This is a genomic window from Burkholderia sp. Bp9031 (assembly GCF_003857965.1).
In the GTDB taxonomy this organism is placed as follows: Bacteria; Pseudomonadota; Gammaproteobacteria; order Burkholderiales; family Burkholderiaceae; genus Burkholderia; species Burkholderia ambifaria_A.
On record NZ_QTPW01000001.1, the window covers coordinates 427989 to 444057 of the forward strand.

13 protein-coding genes are annotated in these 16069 nt (G+C 59.4%); 2 read left to right on the plus strand and 11 right to left on the minus strand.

Annotated features, from left to right (window positions below):
- Positions 1-26 precede the first annotated feature (26 nt).
- Positions 27-527 carry an AAA family ATPase gene (locus tag DIE15_RS01905; RefSeq protein ID WP_057924962.1) on the minus strand — a complete coding sequence of 167 codons (501 nt, stop codon included), beginning with the start codon at positions 525-527 and terminating at the stop codon, positions 27-29.
- Between the two features lie 235 nt (positions 528-762).
- Between DIE15_RS01905 and DIE15_RS01910 the strand changes: the two genes are divergently transcribed.
- Complete coding sequence (locus DIE15_RS01910; protein ID WP_124832230.1) at positions 763-966, plus strand: hypothetical protein; 204 nt, start codon at positions 763-765, stop codon at positions 964-966.
- A 272-nt stretch (positions 967-1238) separates the two neighbouring features.
- Positions 1239-3035 carry a type VI secretion system baseplate subunit TssF gene (gene tssF, locus DIE15_RS01915; protein WP_124832231.1) on the plus strand — a complete coding sequence of 599 codons (1797 nt, stop codon included), beginning with the start codon at positions 1239-1241 and terminating at the stop codon, positions 3033-3035.
- Positions 3036-3037: 2 nt separating this feature from the next.
- On the opposite strand, the gene DIE15_RS01920 is transcribed toward tssF, so the two are convergent.
- The 10 genes from DIE15_RS01920 to DIE15_RS01960 form a co-directional block, all read right to left on the minus strand.
- Positions 3038-3289, minus strand: coding sequence for a PAAR domain-containing protein (locus DIE15_RS01920; protein WP_057924960.1), 252 nt, complete (start codon positions 3287-3289; stop codon positions 3038-3040).
- A gap of 24 nt (positions 3290-3313) precedes the next feature.
- Positions 3314-4189: a M48 family metallopeptidase gene (locus DIE15_RS01925; protein WP_124832232.1), complete on the minus strand. Its 876-nt coding sequence runs from the start codon at positions 4187-4189 to the stop codon at positions 3314-3316.
- Positions 4190-4203: 14 nt separating this feature from the next.
- Positions 4204-7290: a lytic transglycosylase domain-containing protein gene (locus tag DIE15_RS01930; RefSeq protein ID WP_260428160.1), complete on the minus strand. Its 3087-nt coding sequence runs from the start codon at positions 7288-7290 to the stop codon at positions 4204-4206.
- A gap of 60 nt (positions 7291-7350) precedes the next feature.
- Positions 7351-9855 carry a type VI secretion system Vgr family protein gene (locus tag DIE15_RS01935; protein WP_124832233.1) on the minus strand — a complete coding sequence of 835 codons (2505 nt, stop codon included), beginning with the start codon at positions 9853-9855 and terminating at the stop codon, positions 7351-7353.
- A 4-nt stretch (positions 9856-9859) separates the two neighbouring features.
- The gene (locus DIE15_RS36835; RefSeq protein ID WP_185734337.1) at positions 9860-10015 is read right to left on the minus strand and encodes a hypothetical protein; all 156 of its coding nucleotides are present in this window, start codon (positions 10013-10015) and stop codon (positions 9860-9862) included.
- 433 nt (positions 10016-10448) lie between these two features.
- On the minus strand, positions 10449-11552 hold the full coding sequence (locus DIE15_RS01940) for a porin (RefSeq protein WP_124832234.1): 1104 nt from the start codon (positions 11550-11552) through the stop codon (positions 10449-10451).
- 62 nt (positions 11553-11614) lie between these two features.
- Positions 11615-12034, minus strand: coding sequence for a DoxX family protein (locus DIE15_RS01945; RefSeq protein WP_057924956.1), 420 nt, complete (start codon positions 12032-12034; stop codon positions 11615-11617).
- Positions 12035-12212: 178 nt separating this feature from the next.
- A complete protein-coding gene (locus tag DIE15_RS01950; protein WP_124832235.1) occupies positions 12213-13490 on the minus strand; it encodes a cytochrome c in 1278 nt (425 codons plus the stop codon).
- A gap of 2 nt (positions 13491-13492) precedes the next feature.
- Positions 13493-15112, minus strand: a complete 1620-nt coding sequence (locus DIE15_RS01955; RefSeq protein ID WP_057924954.1) for a GMC family oxidoreductase — start codon at positions 15110-15112, stop codon at positions 13493-13495.
- Positions 15112-15618 (minus strand): sugar dehydrogenase complex small subunit, encoded by a 507-nt coding sequence (locus DIE15_RS01960; protein ID WP_124832236.1) that lies wholly within the window; start codon positions 15616-15618, stop codon positions 15112-15114. The genes DIE15_RS01955 and DIE15_RS01960 overlap by 1 nt, the downstream gene beginning before the upstream one ends.
- Positions 15619-16069: the final 451 nt, after the last annotated feature.

Here is a 16069-nt window from a genome sequence, read left to right on the forward strand (position 1 = left end):
GCATAACGGCACGCGTCGCAACAGCGTCAGCAAAGACCGGCCGCGCGCATCGCTTCGATGCACGACGATGTGTCGCGAACTGAAGCGACCTTCCTCGAGAGCATCACGTTTGCGGATAAAAATTCGCTGAGCCGTCTCTCGAAGCAAAATGAAAACTTGATCAGATCGACGGTGTTCCGGAAGGTCTCCTTGGGCAGCTTGCCTGTCACCGTCGACCAAATGAAGCGCTTGATCAAGCGTATCGCTCTCACACTGAACGAAACCTCCACCCTCAGGATCAGCGAACATTCGGCGAGCAGCGGATACATCCGTTTGTCGTACGCACCTTCGACAAACCAGTTGCCTTGCTCGATGATCCTTTCGATGGCTTCCGCCATCGACTCATCCGATCTCTTCAAAAACTCTTCGCCGCTCCTATCCCAATACACGTCATCGAATTCGTACGTGGCGATATTGAACTTGCGCGCCAATTCCCTGGTGATCGTCGTTTTCCCAGCGCCCGACGGGCCTACAATGCAAACCTTCATGTTCCCATCTCAATTCACGTCAGTCCGATGGTGATGAATCGCATAGCCGCCCTTCGCCGCAGACTTTTCGGTCGATGAACGTCAGAGACGTGTGAACATATCGAGCACTCTCTCGGTAGCGTCATGCGGCGTGGCCGCCTCAATCAGCCATGCGAAATGTTTGAGTCGAAAAACAATACCTCCTCGGAGTCTCGACCGTCCGGCGCGCGCCGGCGGCCCGTTCACCCGATATCGATTGAAAGACGTCCAGGGCCGGTCGCGCAAAGTGCGAGCAGCCCGCCCGAAAGTCCGCGAAGCATATGGAAGTTCGGGCATCACAAGCTGGGATCGGAATGGCGATCCTTGGCCGATTCCTCTCGATGTTCACATTGCGAAACATATTCATGTCGAGATCGAAGAAGCCAAGGCCTACGCAGAATCCATCAATATGAACCACTGAATATCAATCACTTTTGGATCACCTCGGCCAGCAACCCTCGTGGACGTTTTTCAGCCTCACACGCGACTTTCCGGCCCTGTTCCCTCCTATCGACAGGCCCGGACACGAGCACCAACCGCGCACTCATGCATTTCTATACAGCCTGATCCACCGTCATATTTTAGCGTCGGACTATCGGGCGGTGGCTAACGCTGAGGATGAAGAATCGGCTACGATGACCGCACGACAATACGGCGCTCGTCGTGAACCGCAGAGACCCTACGACGTTGGATATGCACGACAAGCTGCGCGGCTACTATGAACAGGAACTGGCGAAGCTGGAAGATCAGTTCGTAATCTTCTCCAACGAGTATCCACGCGTTGCCGCTCGCCTGAGCTTTACAAGCGGGCAGACGGACGACCCACATGTCCAGCGAATGATGCAGGCATTCGCGTTGATTGCAGCCGAAATCCGGGTCAACCTCGACGACGGCGCACCGAAATTCACCGAAGCGTTGCTTCATGTCTTGCATCCGCACTACCTGCGGCCGTTCCCGGCATGCTCGATCGCTCGCCTCGATCCGGTCAAGGATTTGCCGGACAAGCCGGTCGTCTTGCCGCGTGGCATGGAACTCACGTCGCGCGGCGGGGAGGTTCGCTTTCGGACCGCCTATGACGTAACGCTTGCGCCGGTCCGTATCTCAAGCGCCCGATTCTCACGCAGTACCGTCGCACCGGCACGCGTCGCGTTGCCGCCGAACACAACCTGCTTCATCTCCATCACGATTGAGTCGACCGGCACCGCCGCGCCGCTCGAAGCGGTTTCGCCCGACGCGCTGCGCGTCCACTTCACCGGAGAACGCCAGACAGTCGTGGCAATGCTGGATACGGTCCTGCTGCGTGTCCGGGGCGCATTCGTCGAAGCGGACAACAGCGGACGCTGGATACCCATTGCCGGGATACCAGTCGCACCGGTCGGATTCGGCCCGGCCGACATGCTGCTGCCGCCATCGCGAACCTCGCCGCTGGTTCAACCACTCCTCGAATACATCGGATTTCCGGACAAGTTCGATTTCGTCGATATTCAATTACGCCGATGTCTTGAACCGGCCCAAACGCGCCGCGCGCGACGCGTAACACTGCATCTAGCGATTGGTGATGTGCACGCCGATTCGCGCATCGCGCAAGCGCTCACCCCGCTATCGGCGGACAACATCGGATTGTTCTGTACACCAATCGTGAACCTGTTTGCGCACGTGGGTGTCAAGTCGCCGCGCGGCGAAATCGTCGCGGACTATCCTCTCGTGCCGAAGCCGAATCGACCGACCATGCGTGGCATCTATTCAATTGACGCGGTTCGCGATAGGTCAGATGGAACCGTTATTCCGCCGCTGAATGCGTGGGGAGTCGGGACCGGCGAACGGTTCTGGATTGCGCGTCACGATCCCTACGCGGCAATCCATCATCCCGGACGTGAAACGTCGCTCGTGCTGCTGCGCGCGGACGGGACGGCGGCGGCGAAGATGCCGCTGCAATTGAGCGCCGACCTCACGTGCACAAACCACGACTGGCCGTCGCGGATACGGATCGGTTCGCCCACGGGCGATCTCAAAAACGAAAACGATCAAGTGCCTTGCAAGATTACCCTGTTGAAACAGCCGACACCGACCTATAGCGCGTCCCGTGAGGCGGAAGCGCAGTGGCGCGTGATTGCGCTGACGACGGCCAACCTGACGCAGTTGACACGTGAGGGGTGGCCGGACTTCATAAAGCTCATGCGCCAGCTTGCGCCGAGCGACCGACGCGCCGAACACGTCGGCGCGATTTCGTTCGTGAAGCGAAACGTCGTCGAGCGACTACTGGCGATCAAGCCGCATTCCGCCCTTGTGAGAGGCTTTGAAATCGTGATGGCGGCGGACGAGAACGCGTTCATTGAAAGCAGCATGGGCGCGCTGATCCTTCAGCTCGACCTCTACCTGTCCCGCTACGCGCCTGCCAACAGCTTTACGCAGCTCGTCGTGCTGTCGAAGAACGACGGCTCTCTGATCGTGCGGTGCCCGATGAGATCGGGCCTCGCGCCGCTGTTGTAGCGTTACGCGAGGCTCGAAATCAGGTGGCAGCCGCATGTCGCTCGATGGCCGTGTCGCGCAATCGGAATGCCGTTGTCCTTCATCGATTCGTCACCCTCCTCGATGACGTTCGGCGACACGTCGGGATGCTGCGGACACGATACCCGGTCGCCTTTGCGGGCGACATAGCGGCCATCGAATTTCATGGTCGATGAGCCCGTTTCGACTTTACCGCCGTGGTCTGTATCGTCACCCACTCGGATTAGATTCATCATATTTAAAAGCAAACAAAAAATAAATTACCTTATCCTATCCAGGACCCTAGGGGGAATTTTTTCGGAAAGTCCTTTCGCATTCATTTGGCGCTTGTACTCCCGATACTCAGGAGTCGCCAATTCTTTGGCATCAATATCCCAATATGCATCGGCCAAATTTAATCTAGCCACGGCTCGATTTGGAAATTTTTTTACCAAAGACTGCAACACCTCCACGGCATCGCCGCTCCTCTTATATTTTTCCAGATAAAACGCCAAATTATTGATATCCTCAACATTGCTTGCATCGATATACGATCCAAGCTCAGCCAAGCGAAAATCAGGCACCTCAGCGATATACTTCTCCAGCGACGACTGCTCTCGTGCAGCCTTTTTGAAATCATCCAATTCACTGCGAATTTCGCTCCGCACCTGCTCTTTTGGCTCATAAGTCAGCGAATCATTTTTCCCTATAGTCGAACAACCACTTACCCGTAAAACATCTTCCGTTGGAACTACCGTTCCAGACGTAATGTCGGATTTTTCTCCAGTAACTTGACGGATCAAGCACCAGTTTTTCTCGTTGGCACTCCACTTGTAAATGTAGCGATATATCTGCCCCCCTTGACTAGAACAGCTCCCATCAACAGTCAGCAGATTTGTATGTGGAATAATATAGATGCCCATCATGCTACATTCATCGAAGCCCTCAACCCTATACGAAAGCGATCGCTGCAACGAAGGCGAGTAATATTGAATATTCAATCCATTATTTGCAACTTCAGATGTGAAGGTGCCAAATTTCCCAACCCCCTCAAAGTCGCCAACCATTTTATTATTATTCGACAGCGCCCAGGCAGGAGAGGCACACAAAGCCAATAAGTAAAAAATTATAATGCTCAATGCATTTCTTCGATTCATGATCAGACCCTTAATTAAGATTTCATTAGCGCCGCAAGTCTCGCTTCAGCATGCGGACGCACAATGGCGATATGATACCAATTCTGATCTTTTAGCTTGCCATGCTTATCTACCGGCTTACCCGCCGCATCATCAAGATCAAGGTATCGTCTAAATCCCTTGATGGCCTCGTCTTTATCCTTGGGCGTGCCTGACACTGCCGACCCTGGATCGTGCCAATGCCCCCAACCAAATGATGCGCGCTTCTCGTTATAGGCGCGACTTTCCTCAAATCTATATACACCCGCCCGATTCAGCTTTGCGCAAGCCTCTATCCCGAGAGCTTTGATAGCGCGATTGAGATAGCTCAACCGATGGTCGTACCCATTAAAGCCACCATTTATAATACGAGTCACCCAAATCAAATCATCTTCTTCGCTAGGCTTGAGCAAGCTGACGTGAATGGCAAAAAACCAAGCCGCCGACAAAACCGAATGCGGAGCCTTCTCAACCTTCTCAATCGCCGGCATCCCGGACGTTACATCCTCGCCGGAGTAATCTTGATAGGCTTGGTAATTTTCCTGGTGCGTAAGTTGAATTAACCCCCGACCTCGCCACGGATCATACTCAAGTGGACTATTATTCTTCGACAACTCTCGGGTATATCTGAACTCGCCACTTTCCGTAAGAATTTGAGAGATGAAATAAGCGCGCTGCATACACGCGTCGATCTTGTAATCAACAAACGCCTGATTTATAGCATCAAGATACTCGTTAATTTTCGCATCACCACAGACCGTCGCAATTTTCCGCATGCTTGATAGCTCAAGTCGTGAGCCAGCGCAATTGCATCCACCACTTACCAGAAAATTCCCGATCAATCCAATCGGATGGAGGTGCCAAGGCGAAAGGTCCGAGGGAAGCCCATCAACCCCCTTGATTTGCTCCCACCATTGAAGTTTCGCGAGCCGGTCTAGTTCCGTCTTCCACATCTCGGTCTGCTTCTGCATGAGTGGGGTGAGTTCTTCCCACTTGCCGAGACCGCCGCCCCATTCGGTTTCGTTGCGCACCACAAGATGCGATATCGCTTCGGCCATCCAACGCGTTTCCAGTGCGTGTTTCAGTTCTTGTGCCGTCACCTTCCCGTCGTGATTCGTATCGATCGCCTTTTCAAGTTTCGTGATGAGTTCACCGGCGTTGACCTTCGCGGCTACCCCCATAAACTCGGTGCCGTCCTCGTCCGCCAGATATTGCTCGGTCGTATGGATGTGACGTTGGAACATATCGACAGGGCGAACGCTGCCGTTGTTGACCAATTCGAAACCCGGCCATTCCCAAGAACTCCGAAATTGTACGTGTGGGTGGTCTGTGTCGCACACCCAGCCTTTCAGCTCGGAGCCGTCCTTCGAACCAATCGTGATATTCCACCAATGATGGCCCTTGTCATCAATTGCGACGTTGCCCGCGCCAAGCGTGTCGAGTTCGGCACGACGAAGCACGTCCCGGAAATCCGCGCCCGGCCCGCTCGCCTTGGAAACGTCCAGCGGAAAGTTCTGCCAGCCCAAAACATTCGCTGTGCTGATCGTGTTCGCGAGACTGCTTTCGACCCACAGCGGTTTCCCGACATCCGTGAACGTTTGCCCAGCCTTCTGCTTGCCCTTCGCGGGCTGGGTCGTCACGCTCTTCGGCTGCACCTTGATCCAGCGCGAACCCTTCACATCGCCGATTGGCACAAGCTTCAATCCGGCTTGGGTCAGTTTCTGATCCGGCGCGGGAATCTCGCTCACCAATTTCGCCCCCGGCTCGATTTCCAGAAGCGGTTTGTTTTTGTCGTTCAGTTCCTTGGCGCGATTGCGGCTTTGGTCCATGAAATCCTTGAAATCCGAACCCGCGAACACTTCGAGATGCAACATCGGGTGGTTCGGCTGGGGCGGTATCGGACTGGCTTTCATGGGCCATTGATACTGGCCGACATGCGCGACGACGTCGCCCGCCTTGACGCGCTGCGGCTCCTTCAGGACCACGACAGTATCAAGCGGCTGCGGATCGACAACAGCATCCAGTTCCCCTTTGAACACGTAGCCCCAAGGCGCTTGAGGCGATACGGGCTGACCGACGACAGCCGACAAGATCGTCCCCGATTTGACGGTCTTGATCTTGATCCAGTCCGGGTGCGCAGGGTCGCCTTCGCCTGCAATCACTTCGGCACCATTCGGCAGCAGACCGATCACCTTGCCTTTAGGCAGGTCACGAATGTTCAACCCAGTCTCGGGAGCCGGTGGATCGACATCTTGATCGCTGTTCGCGGGCGGCGGTTCGTTCGAATTGGTGTTGTTAATCGGTAGATTATCGGCCCCATCGGTACGCGTCGCAGGCGACTGCGTAGGTGCTTTCGGCTTCGGCGCAGACTGCTTGTCCTTCGCCTTTTCACCAGCCCGATAATACCGGTCGCCTTCCCAGTACGACATTGGTGACGGGAGCGGTTGATCTGGATGCCGATCGGTTTTCGCTTGTCCCATCGCCTTCTGATAGGTCTTCCAATCCATCGTGTGCATGTACAGGCTGAAGAACACAAGGGATTTGTCGCTTGCCGGTTTGCTGCCGGGCGCTGGGTTATCGGCTGGGGCGGGTGTCGGCGCGGCGGTAGTCGATGCTGGCGCGGGAGCCGATGCGGGGGCCGACGCCGGTTTTGCGGGTTCTTTCGGTGCCGGTTTCGGCGGCAGTTTCAGTTCATGCCGGACCAGCACAAAACCGGTCGAGTAGTGCGCCAAGCCAAGGTTGTTCGGGTACGTCGTTTCCTCGTATTGCGTGTTCAGCCGGTACGCAACAATCTTGCCGTCCGCGATGGCGCGCACACCGCTGTCCTGCTTCAACATTTCGGCACTGCCTTGGGCGAAGTGCACGCCCCCATGCCACATGCCGCTGACACCCATCGGATAAAAACCGTTTTCGCACTTCGCCAGTGCATTGAAATACGTCGTCGGGTCAGTCGCGTCGGCCTTCCCGACGGGTGTAAAGGGATACGCCCAGCTCAACGGCGTGTCGGCGGGTTCCGTTGGCTTCGGTGCCGATTGCGGCGCGGCCGCTGGATGATGTTTCTTTTTGTGCGTTGTCTTGCTCATGATTCCCGACTCGGATTCGGTTTCAGAATTTTTTATGTCGTACTATACCGCCCGCGCGGCTCAACCGGAGAACACAGTAAAGCGCCCGCCCTCTGTCGATATCGGCGACGAATACAGCGGGTTTTGCAGCGAGCCGCTTGCGGCACCGGCTTTTTCCCAATCCGCGCACTTCTCAACAATCTGGCCCGACGTTGCGTTCTCGATCATGTTCGCCGTCAGCTTGATATACGAACCGTTCGCGCCGATCCAGATTTCATCCGCCGACAGGTACATCTTCTTACCCGCCGTAATCTTCACGTCCTGCGAGGCCGCCAAGCTCATCGAATCATTCTGCGCCTGTAGGTCTATCGGGCCGCTCGCTGCGTAGATTTTGACGCCAAGCTTTTCCGCAAACAGGCTAATCTGTTCCAGTACGCTTGCGAGCAACGCCCGGCCGGCCGCAAGGTTGATGTCTTCCCCGGCGACCACGTTGGTTTGCTTGTTGGCCGTGATATGCGCCGATCCTTGCGTTGACGCGGCGATGCCTTCCGGGCTGGACAGCAGCATGATCGGCTTCGCGAAGCCGTTAGCATTGCCCGTGCCGCCGCCTGCCGTGCGACCGCCCTTGCTCGTGCCTGCGACCGCATGCTGCGTGGCGTCCGTGAAGGATTTCAGCGCGTCGCGGCCGGGTTGCTGGCTTTGTGCCCGATTCGTCTGGCTCGCCTTCGAAGTCGTTTCCAGCATCGCTTCGGCGCGGGTAAGCTGTTCGGATGCAGCCGTCGTACTCAACGGCTGCGTAGCCGCCGGTTGCGTCGACACATAGAGACCTTGTTCGGCCCGCACCGCACCGTAGCCCAATGACTTGAGGTCGAAGCCATGGCCAATGAACGCGCCGCGCGTGTTGCCCGAATGCTGGATCAGGTAGCCCAGGTGGAGGTGAGAGCTATAACTCGTTGAGTACAAATGCAAGCGGTTCTGCCCGCTGGCGTCGTCCATCATCAGTTGGTTGTAACCTTCACCACCGTATTCGCGCGACAACAAACCAGAGGTCAGCCCGTGCGTATGCCATTCGGGCATGCTTTCGCCGCCGTGCATTCTGGACAGGATCACGGGACGGTCACAATCGCCGTTAATGAAGCCGACCAAGACTTCGTCGTTCTTGCGCAGCGGAAACATGCCACCACGCTTGAAACCCGCATCGGGCATCGCCGCGCGTATCCACGCCGACACGTTCTGGTCGCCGTCCTTGAGCCGATCGGATGTCAGGCGAACCTTCGCGCGCAGCATCGCGTCCGTATAGATTTCCTCGTTGTCCGGCCCGCCGATGATGCCGGTCTGAAGCTGCATGACAGGCTTCTTGTGTTCGAACGGACTACGAAATGCGACGCGACGCCGTTGCGCTTCGATTTCGACGTGGAAGAATCCAACGCCGCCATCCTCGTGGCGCACGGCCGAACCCGTGCCAGTCGCCCGCGCTTGCTCGACCTCCGCGCGCAGGCTCTTGCGAAAGCGCGTCAAGTTCTCAATACCCGGCACATTGTTTTGGATAAGCCAGTTCACCGAGAGAATCGCCATCTCTCGATCCTGCTCCGACTGCGCATCGTGCACGGGGTGCCCTGTCAGCACGCCATAGCGGCCCGGCCATGCGCAACGCAGCGCACCCACCCCGTAGAAGCGCTGCGCGCGCGAGCGCCATTCCTCTGCGATAAAGTTTGCCTGATTCTCACCCATATCGCGATCCGACCACGTATGTGACCCGGTGTATTCATACTGCTCGCCCAAGCCCGGAACGTCGTCAAGATCGAACGCAGGCATCGTGACGTGCTTGGAAAGGTCCGGGCGCTTGTAATCGAATGTGCCCGTGTCGAGTTCGGCGGACTGGATTTCTTGCGAATCGATCCACTCCCCAAGGCCGTCAAATTCCTCGTCCTGCACCGCGCCGCTGAACGAAATGGTCTTGCGCATCAACTCGGGAACCGAGAACAGATCGTCCATGATGACGACCTTGTGCGATTTGCCGTCCTGCGCGATATCGAAACGCGGAAAGAGGCCGAGTTCCTCGAATGTGCGGTGGACGTAGTTCCAGTCTGACTCCCATTGCATCCGTTGAGAATACGAGCGCAGCGCTTGGCGCACTTGCCACGTCACGTTACCGGATGCTTGCGGATACTTTCCAAGCACGTCAGATACGGTTTGCTGCGCGGGGGTCTCGATCCAGTCGCGCCGGTCGCTGCCGAGTCGAAGCAGCGCGAGGAACGAGTTGAATCGAAGCTGGTAGTAGGTGTTCGCGCCGTCCGCGCCCAAGCGACTGAACGCAGTTACATAACCGTGAATCGGCATTTCACTGCCGTCCGTTTGCCGAATCCACAGCGTCACGGATTGCCGGATCAGCGTGTTGGCCTGAATCGTTTCGAGCCGCGTCGACGTTGCGTCGATCGTGAATTCGAAGTCTCGCCCCAGACATGCGCGCCCCCGGACATAAAGCGGGACCAACCAGTCTTCACCAAGCGGCGTATCAAGGCGGACAATGCGTCCGTGTTGCACGTACTGTGCGCGCAGTGTCTTGTTCAGGAGATCGGAAACCATCGGGCTACCCCGTGCTGGGTTGTAACAAAAACAGCCGCCGGGCAGCAGATTGGTATTTTTCATCAAAACGAGAAAAGGCCCAGAATTCCAGCCGCTGCTGGGGGCCTTCAGCCTCGACGCGGTTCAAACCGCTGAATCGCGCCCAGCCGGAATTCATCATATCAAATCGTGATCTACCCCGGCATGCACTGATGATGTTTCACATTCCGTGTCGCAGCGCGTCGGAACCATGCATTCCTTACATCATGCTGTCGAGCACAACGATGTCGCGGCGAGGTGCAGCCGCGCGGATCGTCGCGCATGGCAAAAGTTGCATGGCAAAAGTTTCCAGTCCATAAACGTCAGAGAATGTGAATCCATCGAGCGCGTACTATCCGCGACGCAATGCTTGTGCACGCCCTGCGCCGCCCGCGGCGAACCGATGACCGAGCGACTTGCAGGCGGCGATATAACAACCGCCGCGGCTGGCACGACGCGTCCGAATCCGCCCGCCGACACCCATTTGTTTGCCGCGATGATCTTCGCAATCGCTGTAAACGCAAAAAGGCACGGGCCTCTCCGCCCGTGCCTTTCCCGTGAGCTATCCACCCCGCTCAGAACGTATGCATCATCCCCACATACGCGCCCGTCTGCGACTCGCCCGTCATCGGGCTCGTGCCCGACGTCGCGTCGCGCGGCGACGCGAGCAGCGAGAAATTCGAGTTGCCGCCGTTGCGCACGTAAGCGACCGTGCCATACAGGAACGTGCGCTTCGACAGGTTGTACGTGGTGCCGAGCACATACATGATCGCGTGGCCCGACGGATCGTGCGACGCATCGCCGCCGCCGTCGCCCACCTTCACGTAGTACCCGCCGCCCGTCACGGCCCACTGTGGAGTGGCCGTGTAGGTCGCGCCGAGCCAGTAATGATCGGCGCGATCGGCAACACCGGCCGGGCTGTCCGGCGCCTGGTAGTGCGTATACGCGCCCTGGATCTTGAACTTCGACACCTTCACGTTCGCACCGACGAAATACTCGCGCGACGCGGTGAAGATGTTGCTGAACTTGCCGTTGTTGTCACGCAGCTCGTCGTAGATGCCGCGCACGTCGAGCACCGGCGAGTGGTACGAGAGCATGATCCCGTCCGAGCGGCCGAAGTCGTCGGCCGCGCCGTAGTTGAAGCCGCGCGACTGGTTGCCGAATGCATACTGCGCCTGCACGTCGAAGCCGCCGAACACCGGGCTGTGATATTCGATGTTGTTGCTGCTCTGCTGCCAGTTGCGACCACGCACGAGCGATGCGGACGAAAACGCCTGCTGAACGAACGGATCGAATTCCCACACGCCGTCGCTGTCGATGAACAGATTGCGGCCGGCCTGCAGCTGGCCCCACGTGTCGCTCTTCAGCCCGACATACGCGCGGCGCGACCACATGCGTCCGCCGCCCGTGGTGCCGTTCATCACCTGGAACGCGGTTTCCAGGTTGAACACCGTCGACATCCCGCCGCCGAGATCCTCGACGCCCTTCAGGCCGAACATGCTGGTGCCCCAGTCGCCGCCTTCCGCGCTCCAGTGCGTCGAACTGCCATTCGGCGTCGCGATGTGGTTCAGGTATTCGACGCCGCCGTCGATACGGCCGTACAGCGTCACGCTGGTCTGTGCGAACGCGGCCGCCGGTGCGGCGGCCGCGATCAGCCATGCGAAGTGTTTGAGTCGCAAAATGATGCCCCTCGGAGTCTCGACCGTCCGACACGCGCCCCATGCGCGCGCCGGCGGCCTGTTCACCCGCGATCGATCGAAAAACGCCCGGGGCCCGCCGCGCAGAGCGCAAGCAGGCCGCCCGAGATCGCGATGTTCTTGTAGAAATGAATCATGTTGTTGATCTGCTCGCCGCCCGTCATCGTCCAGTAGTGGTGACCGATGATCGCGGTGCCGATCGTGTACAGCGCAAGCAGCAGCGCGAGCGGCCGCGTCTGGAAGCCAACGAGGATGGCGATGCCGACGAACAGCTCCATCACGACGGCGATCGCCGCCGAGATGATCGGCGCGGGCGCGCCCTCGCTTCCCATGAACGCGATCGTGCCGGAGAAGTCGACGATCTTCTTCCAGCCGAACATCACGAACAGGATCACGAGCAGGATTCGGGACAGCAGCAGCAGCACATCGCGCTGGGACGCGAGAAACGGTTGATTCGGTGTCATGGTGTGATCAACGAAAGCGATGCGCGAACCGCGCGCACCGGATTGCCAACGAACCAGGACAGGCGGCCGCCAGTGCCGCCCGCCCCGCTCTGCAACAACCGGCATCGGGGCCCGCCCGATGTGCTGTGCTCCTCCTCTTGTCAGTGTTGCCCTGCTTCGTGCCGCGTCGTGCGTGACATCAACGCGCCTTCGCGACGTCCTGCTCGGTCACCTTCGCGGCCGGGTTGCCGAACTGGCCGGTCAGGTAGTTCGCCAGCGCGGCGATCTGCGCATCCGACAGCTCGTTGCGGAACGCGGGCATCCCGACGTCCTCGCTGCCGGCCTTGCGCTGCACGCCGTTCAGGATCACCTGCACGAGGTTCGCCGGATTCGACGCACCCACCGTCGAGTTATGGAACAGCGACGGGTAATAGCCGTCCGGCGTGCCCTTGCCCTGCATCTGGTGGCATGTCGCGCAGTTGCCGAGATACAGCCGCGCCGGATCGATGCCCGACGACGCGAGCGCCGCGCCGCGCAGCTTCAGGCCGTCTTCCGCCGGCTTGCCCCACGACGAACGCGATTGCTTCGCGTCGCCGTTGGCGACGGCCGGCACCGTGCGGATGTACGTCGCGATCGCGCCGATGTCGGCGTCGGTCATCTTCGAGAAGCTGTGCTCGACCGCCTCGGCCATCGGACCGGCCGCCTGCGCGACGCCCGGCACGCTGCCGGTACGCAGGTACTGGACGAGCTGCTGCTGCGTCCAGCCGCCGATCCCCGCGTTCGGGTCGGACGTGATGTTGTAGCCGTCCCAGCCGGCCAGCACCGAGCCCGACAGGAAGCTGCCGCCCGTCTCGTCAAGCGACTTCTCCTGCATCGCGATGCCGCGCGGCGTGTGGCACGTGCTGCAGTGCGCGAGGCCCTGCACCAGGTACGCACCGCGGTTCCACTCGGCGCTCTGCGACGGCTTCGGCTCGTATGCACCATCCTTCAGGAACAGCCAGTTCCAGATCTTCAGCGGCCAGCGCATGCTCAGCAGCGCGGGGATCTCGTTCTTCGGCGGCGTCTGCTTGACCGGCTCGACGCCGTGCATGAAGTACGCGTACAACGCCTGCACGTCGCCGTCGTTGATCTTCGCGTACGACACGTACGGCATCGCCGGGTACAGGTTGTCGCCGTTCTTCGACACGCCGTGACGCACCGCGCGCTCGAAGTCGTCGAACGTCCAGTTGCCGATGCCCGTGTCGGGGTCCGGCGTGATGTTGCTCGTGTAGATCTTGCCGAGCATCGGCACCGGCATTCCGAGACCGCCGGCGAACGGCTTGCCGCCCTTCGCGGTGTGGCAGGCCATGCAGTCGCCCGCGACCGCGAGGTATTCGCCGCGCTTGATCTGCGCGGGATCGGCCGAATCGGCCGCGCGCACGAGACCCGGCAGCGCGAGGCAACCGGCGAGGAGGAAGGTGAGAGTAGATTTCCGCACGGTCAGACTTCCTTCTTCAGCGTGTCCGACATCCGCAGCGCCAGCGCCGCGATCGTCAGCGTCACGTTTACCGTACCGACAGTCGGCATCGTCGAGCTGCTCGAGATGAACAGGTTCGGATGGTCGAACGTGCGGCAGTCCTTGTCGACGACCGAGTCGCGTGCATCCGCGCCCATGATCGTCGCGCCCGTGATGTGGTTGTTCGGCGCGAACTCGTCGTTGAACACGACGTCCGTGCCGCCCAGCACCTTCGCGGCCGTCGCGTAGACCTCGCGCGTATGCACGGCGCCGCGCTTCACGTAGTCGTCGATCGCATACGTGATTTCCGGGCGCGGAATGCCGACCGCGTCGGTGGCCGTCTTGCTCGGCACGATGCGGTTCTCGGGCTGTGGCAGGATTTCGTGGAAGCAGTCGAACTGCACGTAGCGCGCGGAGCGATCGCGAATCTGTGCGTCGAGCTCCTCCGACTTCATCAGCTTGCCGGCCTTGAAGATCTTCTGCGTCTCCTGGTTGATGCGCGACATGTTCGACAGGTGGATCTTCTTCGCGGCTTCGGTCGCCCGGAACGAGCCGTCGCGGAAACCGATCAGCGACGTCATCTCCTGCGGGCCGCGGCCCGGCCACAGCTTGTCGCTCGCGTAGAACGACACGCCCGTGCCAGGGTGGTCCATCAGGTTGCGCCCGACCATGTCGGAGCTGTTCGCGACACCGTTCGGGAAATCGCGGTTCGCCGACATCAGCAGGATCTTCGGCGTCTCGATGCCGTTCGCGGCCACCACGAAGTACTTGCCTTCGACGCGATGGTCGGCGCCCGTCTTGTCCTTGTAGATCGCGGCGACGATGCGCTTGTCCGGACCCGTCTCGAGCTTGTAGACGACCGCGCTGTCGATCAGCTTCGCGCCGGCCTGCTCGGCCTTCTCGACGTGCACGATGCCGTTGTACATCGCGCCGATCGGGCAGATCGGCATGCAGTTGTTGTTCCCGCAACAGGTCGGCCGGCCGTCGTACGGACGGCTGTTGCGCGCGACCGGCTCGGTCACCACGTGGAACTTCGGGTCATAGCCGTTGAGCGCGCTCTTGATCGTCTGCTCGTTGAACGACAACGGCAGCGGCGGCATCGGGTACGGCTCCTTGCGCGGCGAGTACAGGTCTTCCTCGGGGCCGGGGCCCCACACGCCGAGCTCTTCCTCGGCGCGCTGGTAGTAATGCTCGAGGTCGTCGTACTGGATCGGCCAGTCGCGGCCGACGCCGTACACGGTCTTCATCTTGAAGTCGTTCGGGATGAAGCGCCACGCCGACGCGGCCCAGTGCCACGTCGTGCCGCCCACCGCGCGGATGTATTGCGAGTTGAACTTGTGCTCGCCCTTCAGGATCAGGTAGTCGTTCGGCGGGCCGTATTCCGGATGCGGCGCCCACGGGCTCGACGGGTACGGCGCCATGAAGTCCGTCTTGTCGGGCTGGTTGCGAAAGCGCTCGACGATTTCCCAGCGCGGCATGCGCGGGCCTGCTTCGAGCAGGATCACCGATTTGCCCGCCATCGCGAGCTGATGCGCGACGATCGCGCCGGCGACACCGGACCCGACGACCACGACGTCGGCTTTTTGCGTATCGGTATCGGCCATCAGGCTTGCCTCTCGATCGGTTTTTCGGCCCAGAAGCCGGGTTTGTTGGGGCAATACGAAGGGATCACGAGCGTATCGGATACGACGCTGAACATTAATGCTTCTTCGTAGGCAATCACGACGTTGTCGACGACGCCGAGATACCACGCGCCGAGAATCGACAGCGCGGATGCTTCCTGATCGGGACTCAACGAGCCGGATGCGAGCGCGCCGGCGAGTCGCGACAGGCCGTCGGCCGTCTTGAACGAGCCCTTCTGCAACGCCTGCAGGTAGCGTTCGCCGAGCACGCGGCTCAGCCCTTTCTTGCCTGTCAGTGCTTCCGACAGCGTCATGAACGTGTCGAGCGGCGCGGTGCCGGGATTATCGGCCAGGGCCCGCAACGCCAGCGAGCCGGTGAGGCCCGCCGCCGTCAGCGCCAGTGCGCCCTGCAGCCATTGACGCCGCGTGATGCCGGATGCGGCTGCGTCGTTGTCACGACGCGAGTGGGGGGTGTTGTCGTTGTGCATGTTTCCTTCTCTCGAACACCGGATTCGGGAAAACCACGCTTGATATTTCTCAAACTTTCGCGCGGCCCTGAAATGTACGCGCACAATTCGGATTGGACAATGCTTTTATAGTCCATTAAATGTTCCGCAATCCGAGACACTCGACATTGCGCGGCAATTTTGTGTCGTCGACGCGACAATTCTGCATCGGGATGCCGATGTGTCGCAACCCGACGACACGCCGCTTCCGGTCATCCGCTCACATGCCCGTCGGTTAGAATCGCGTGCAATCAAACAGAAAGCTTCCCTCCGAGGGAGACAAAAAACGCACGCAGAGCCCTATTTTAACGGTGTTTTCTGCGATCTTACGCAATTTGTACGCAAATTGTGCCCCGGGGACCTACCAAGCGCTACGGCTACGTACGATGCAGCAGAAACGATCAGGATTCCGAACCATATGGAACCAGAGACC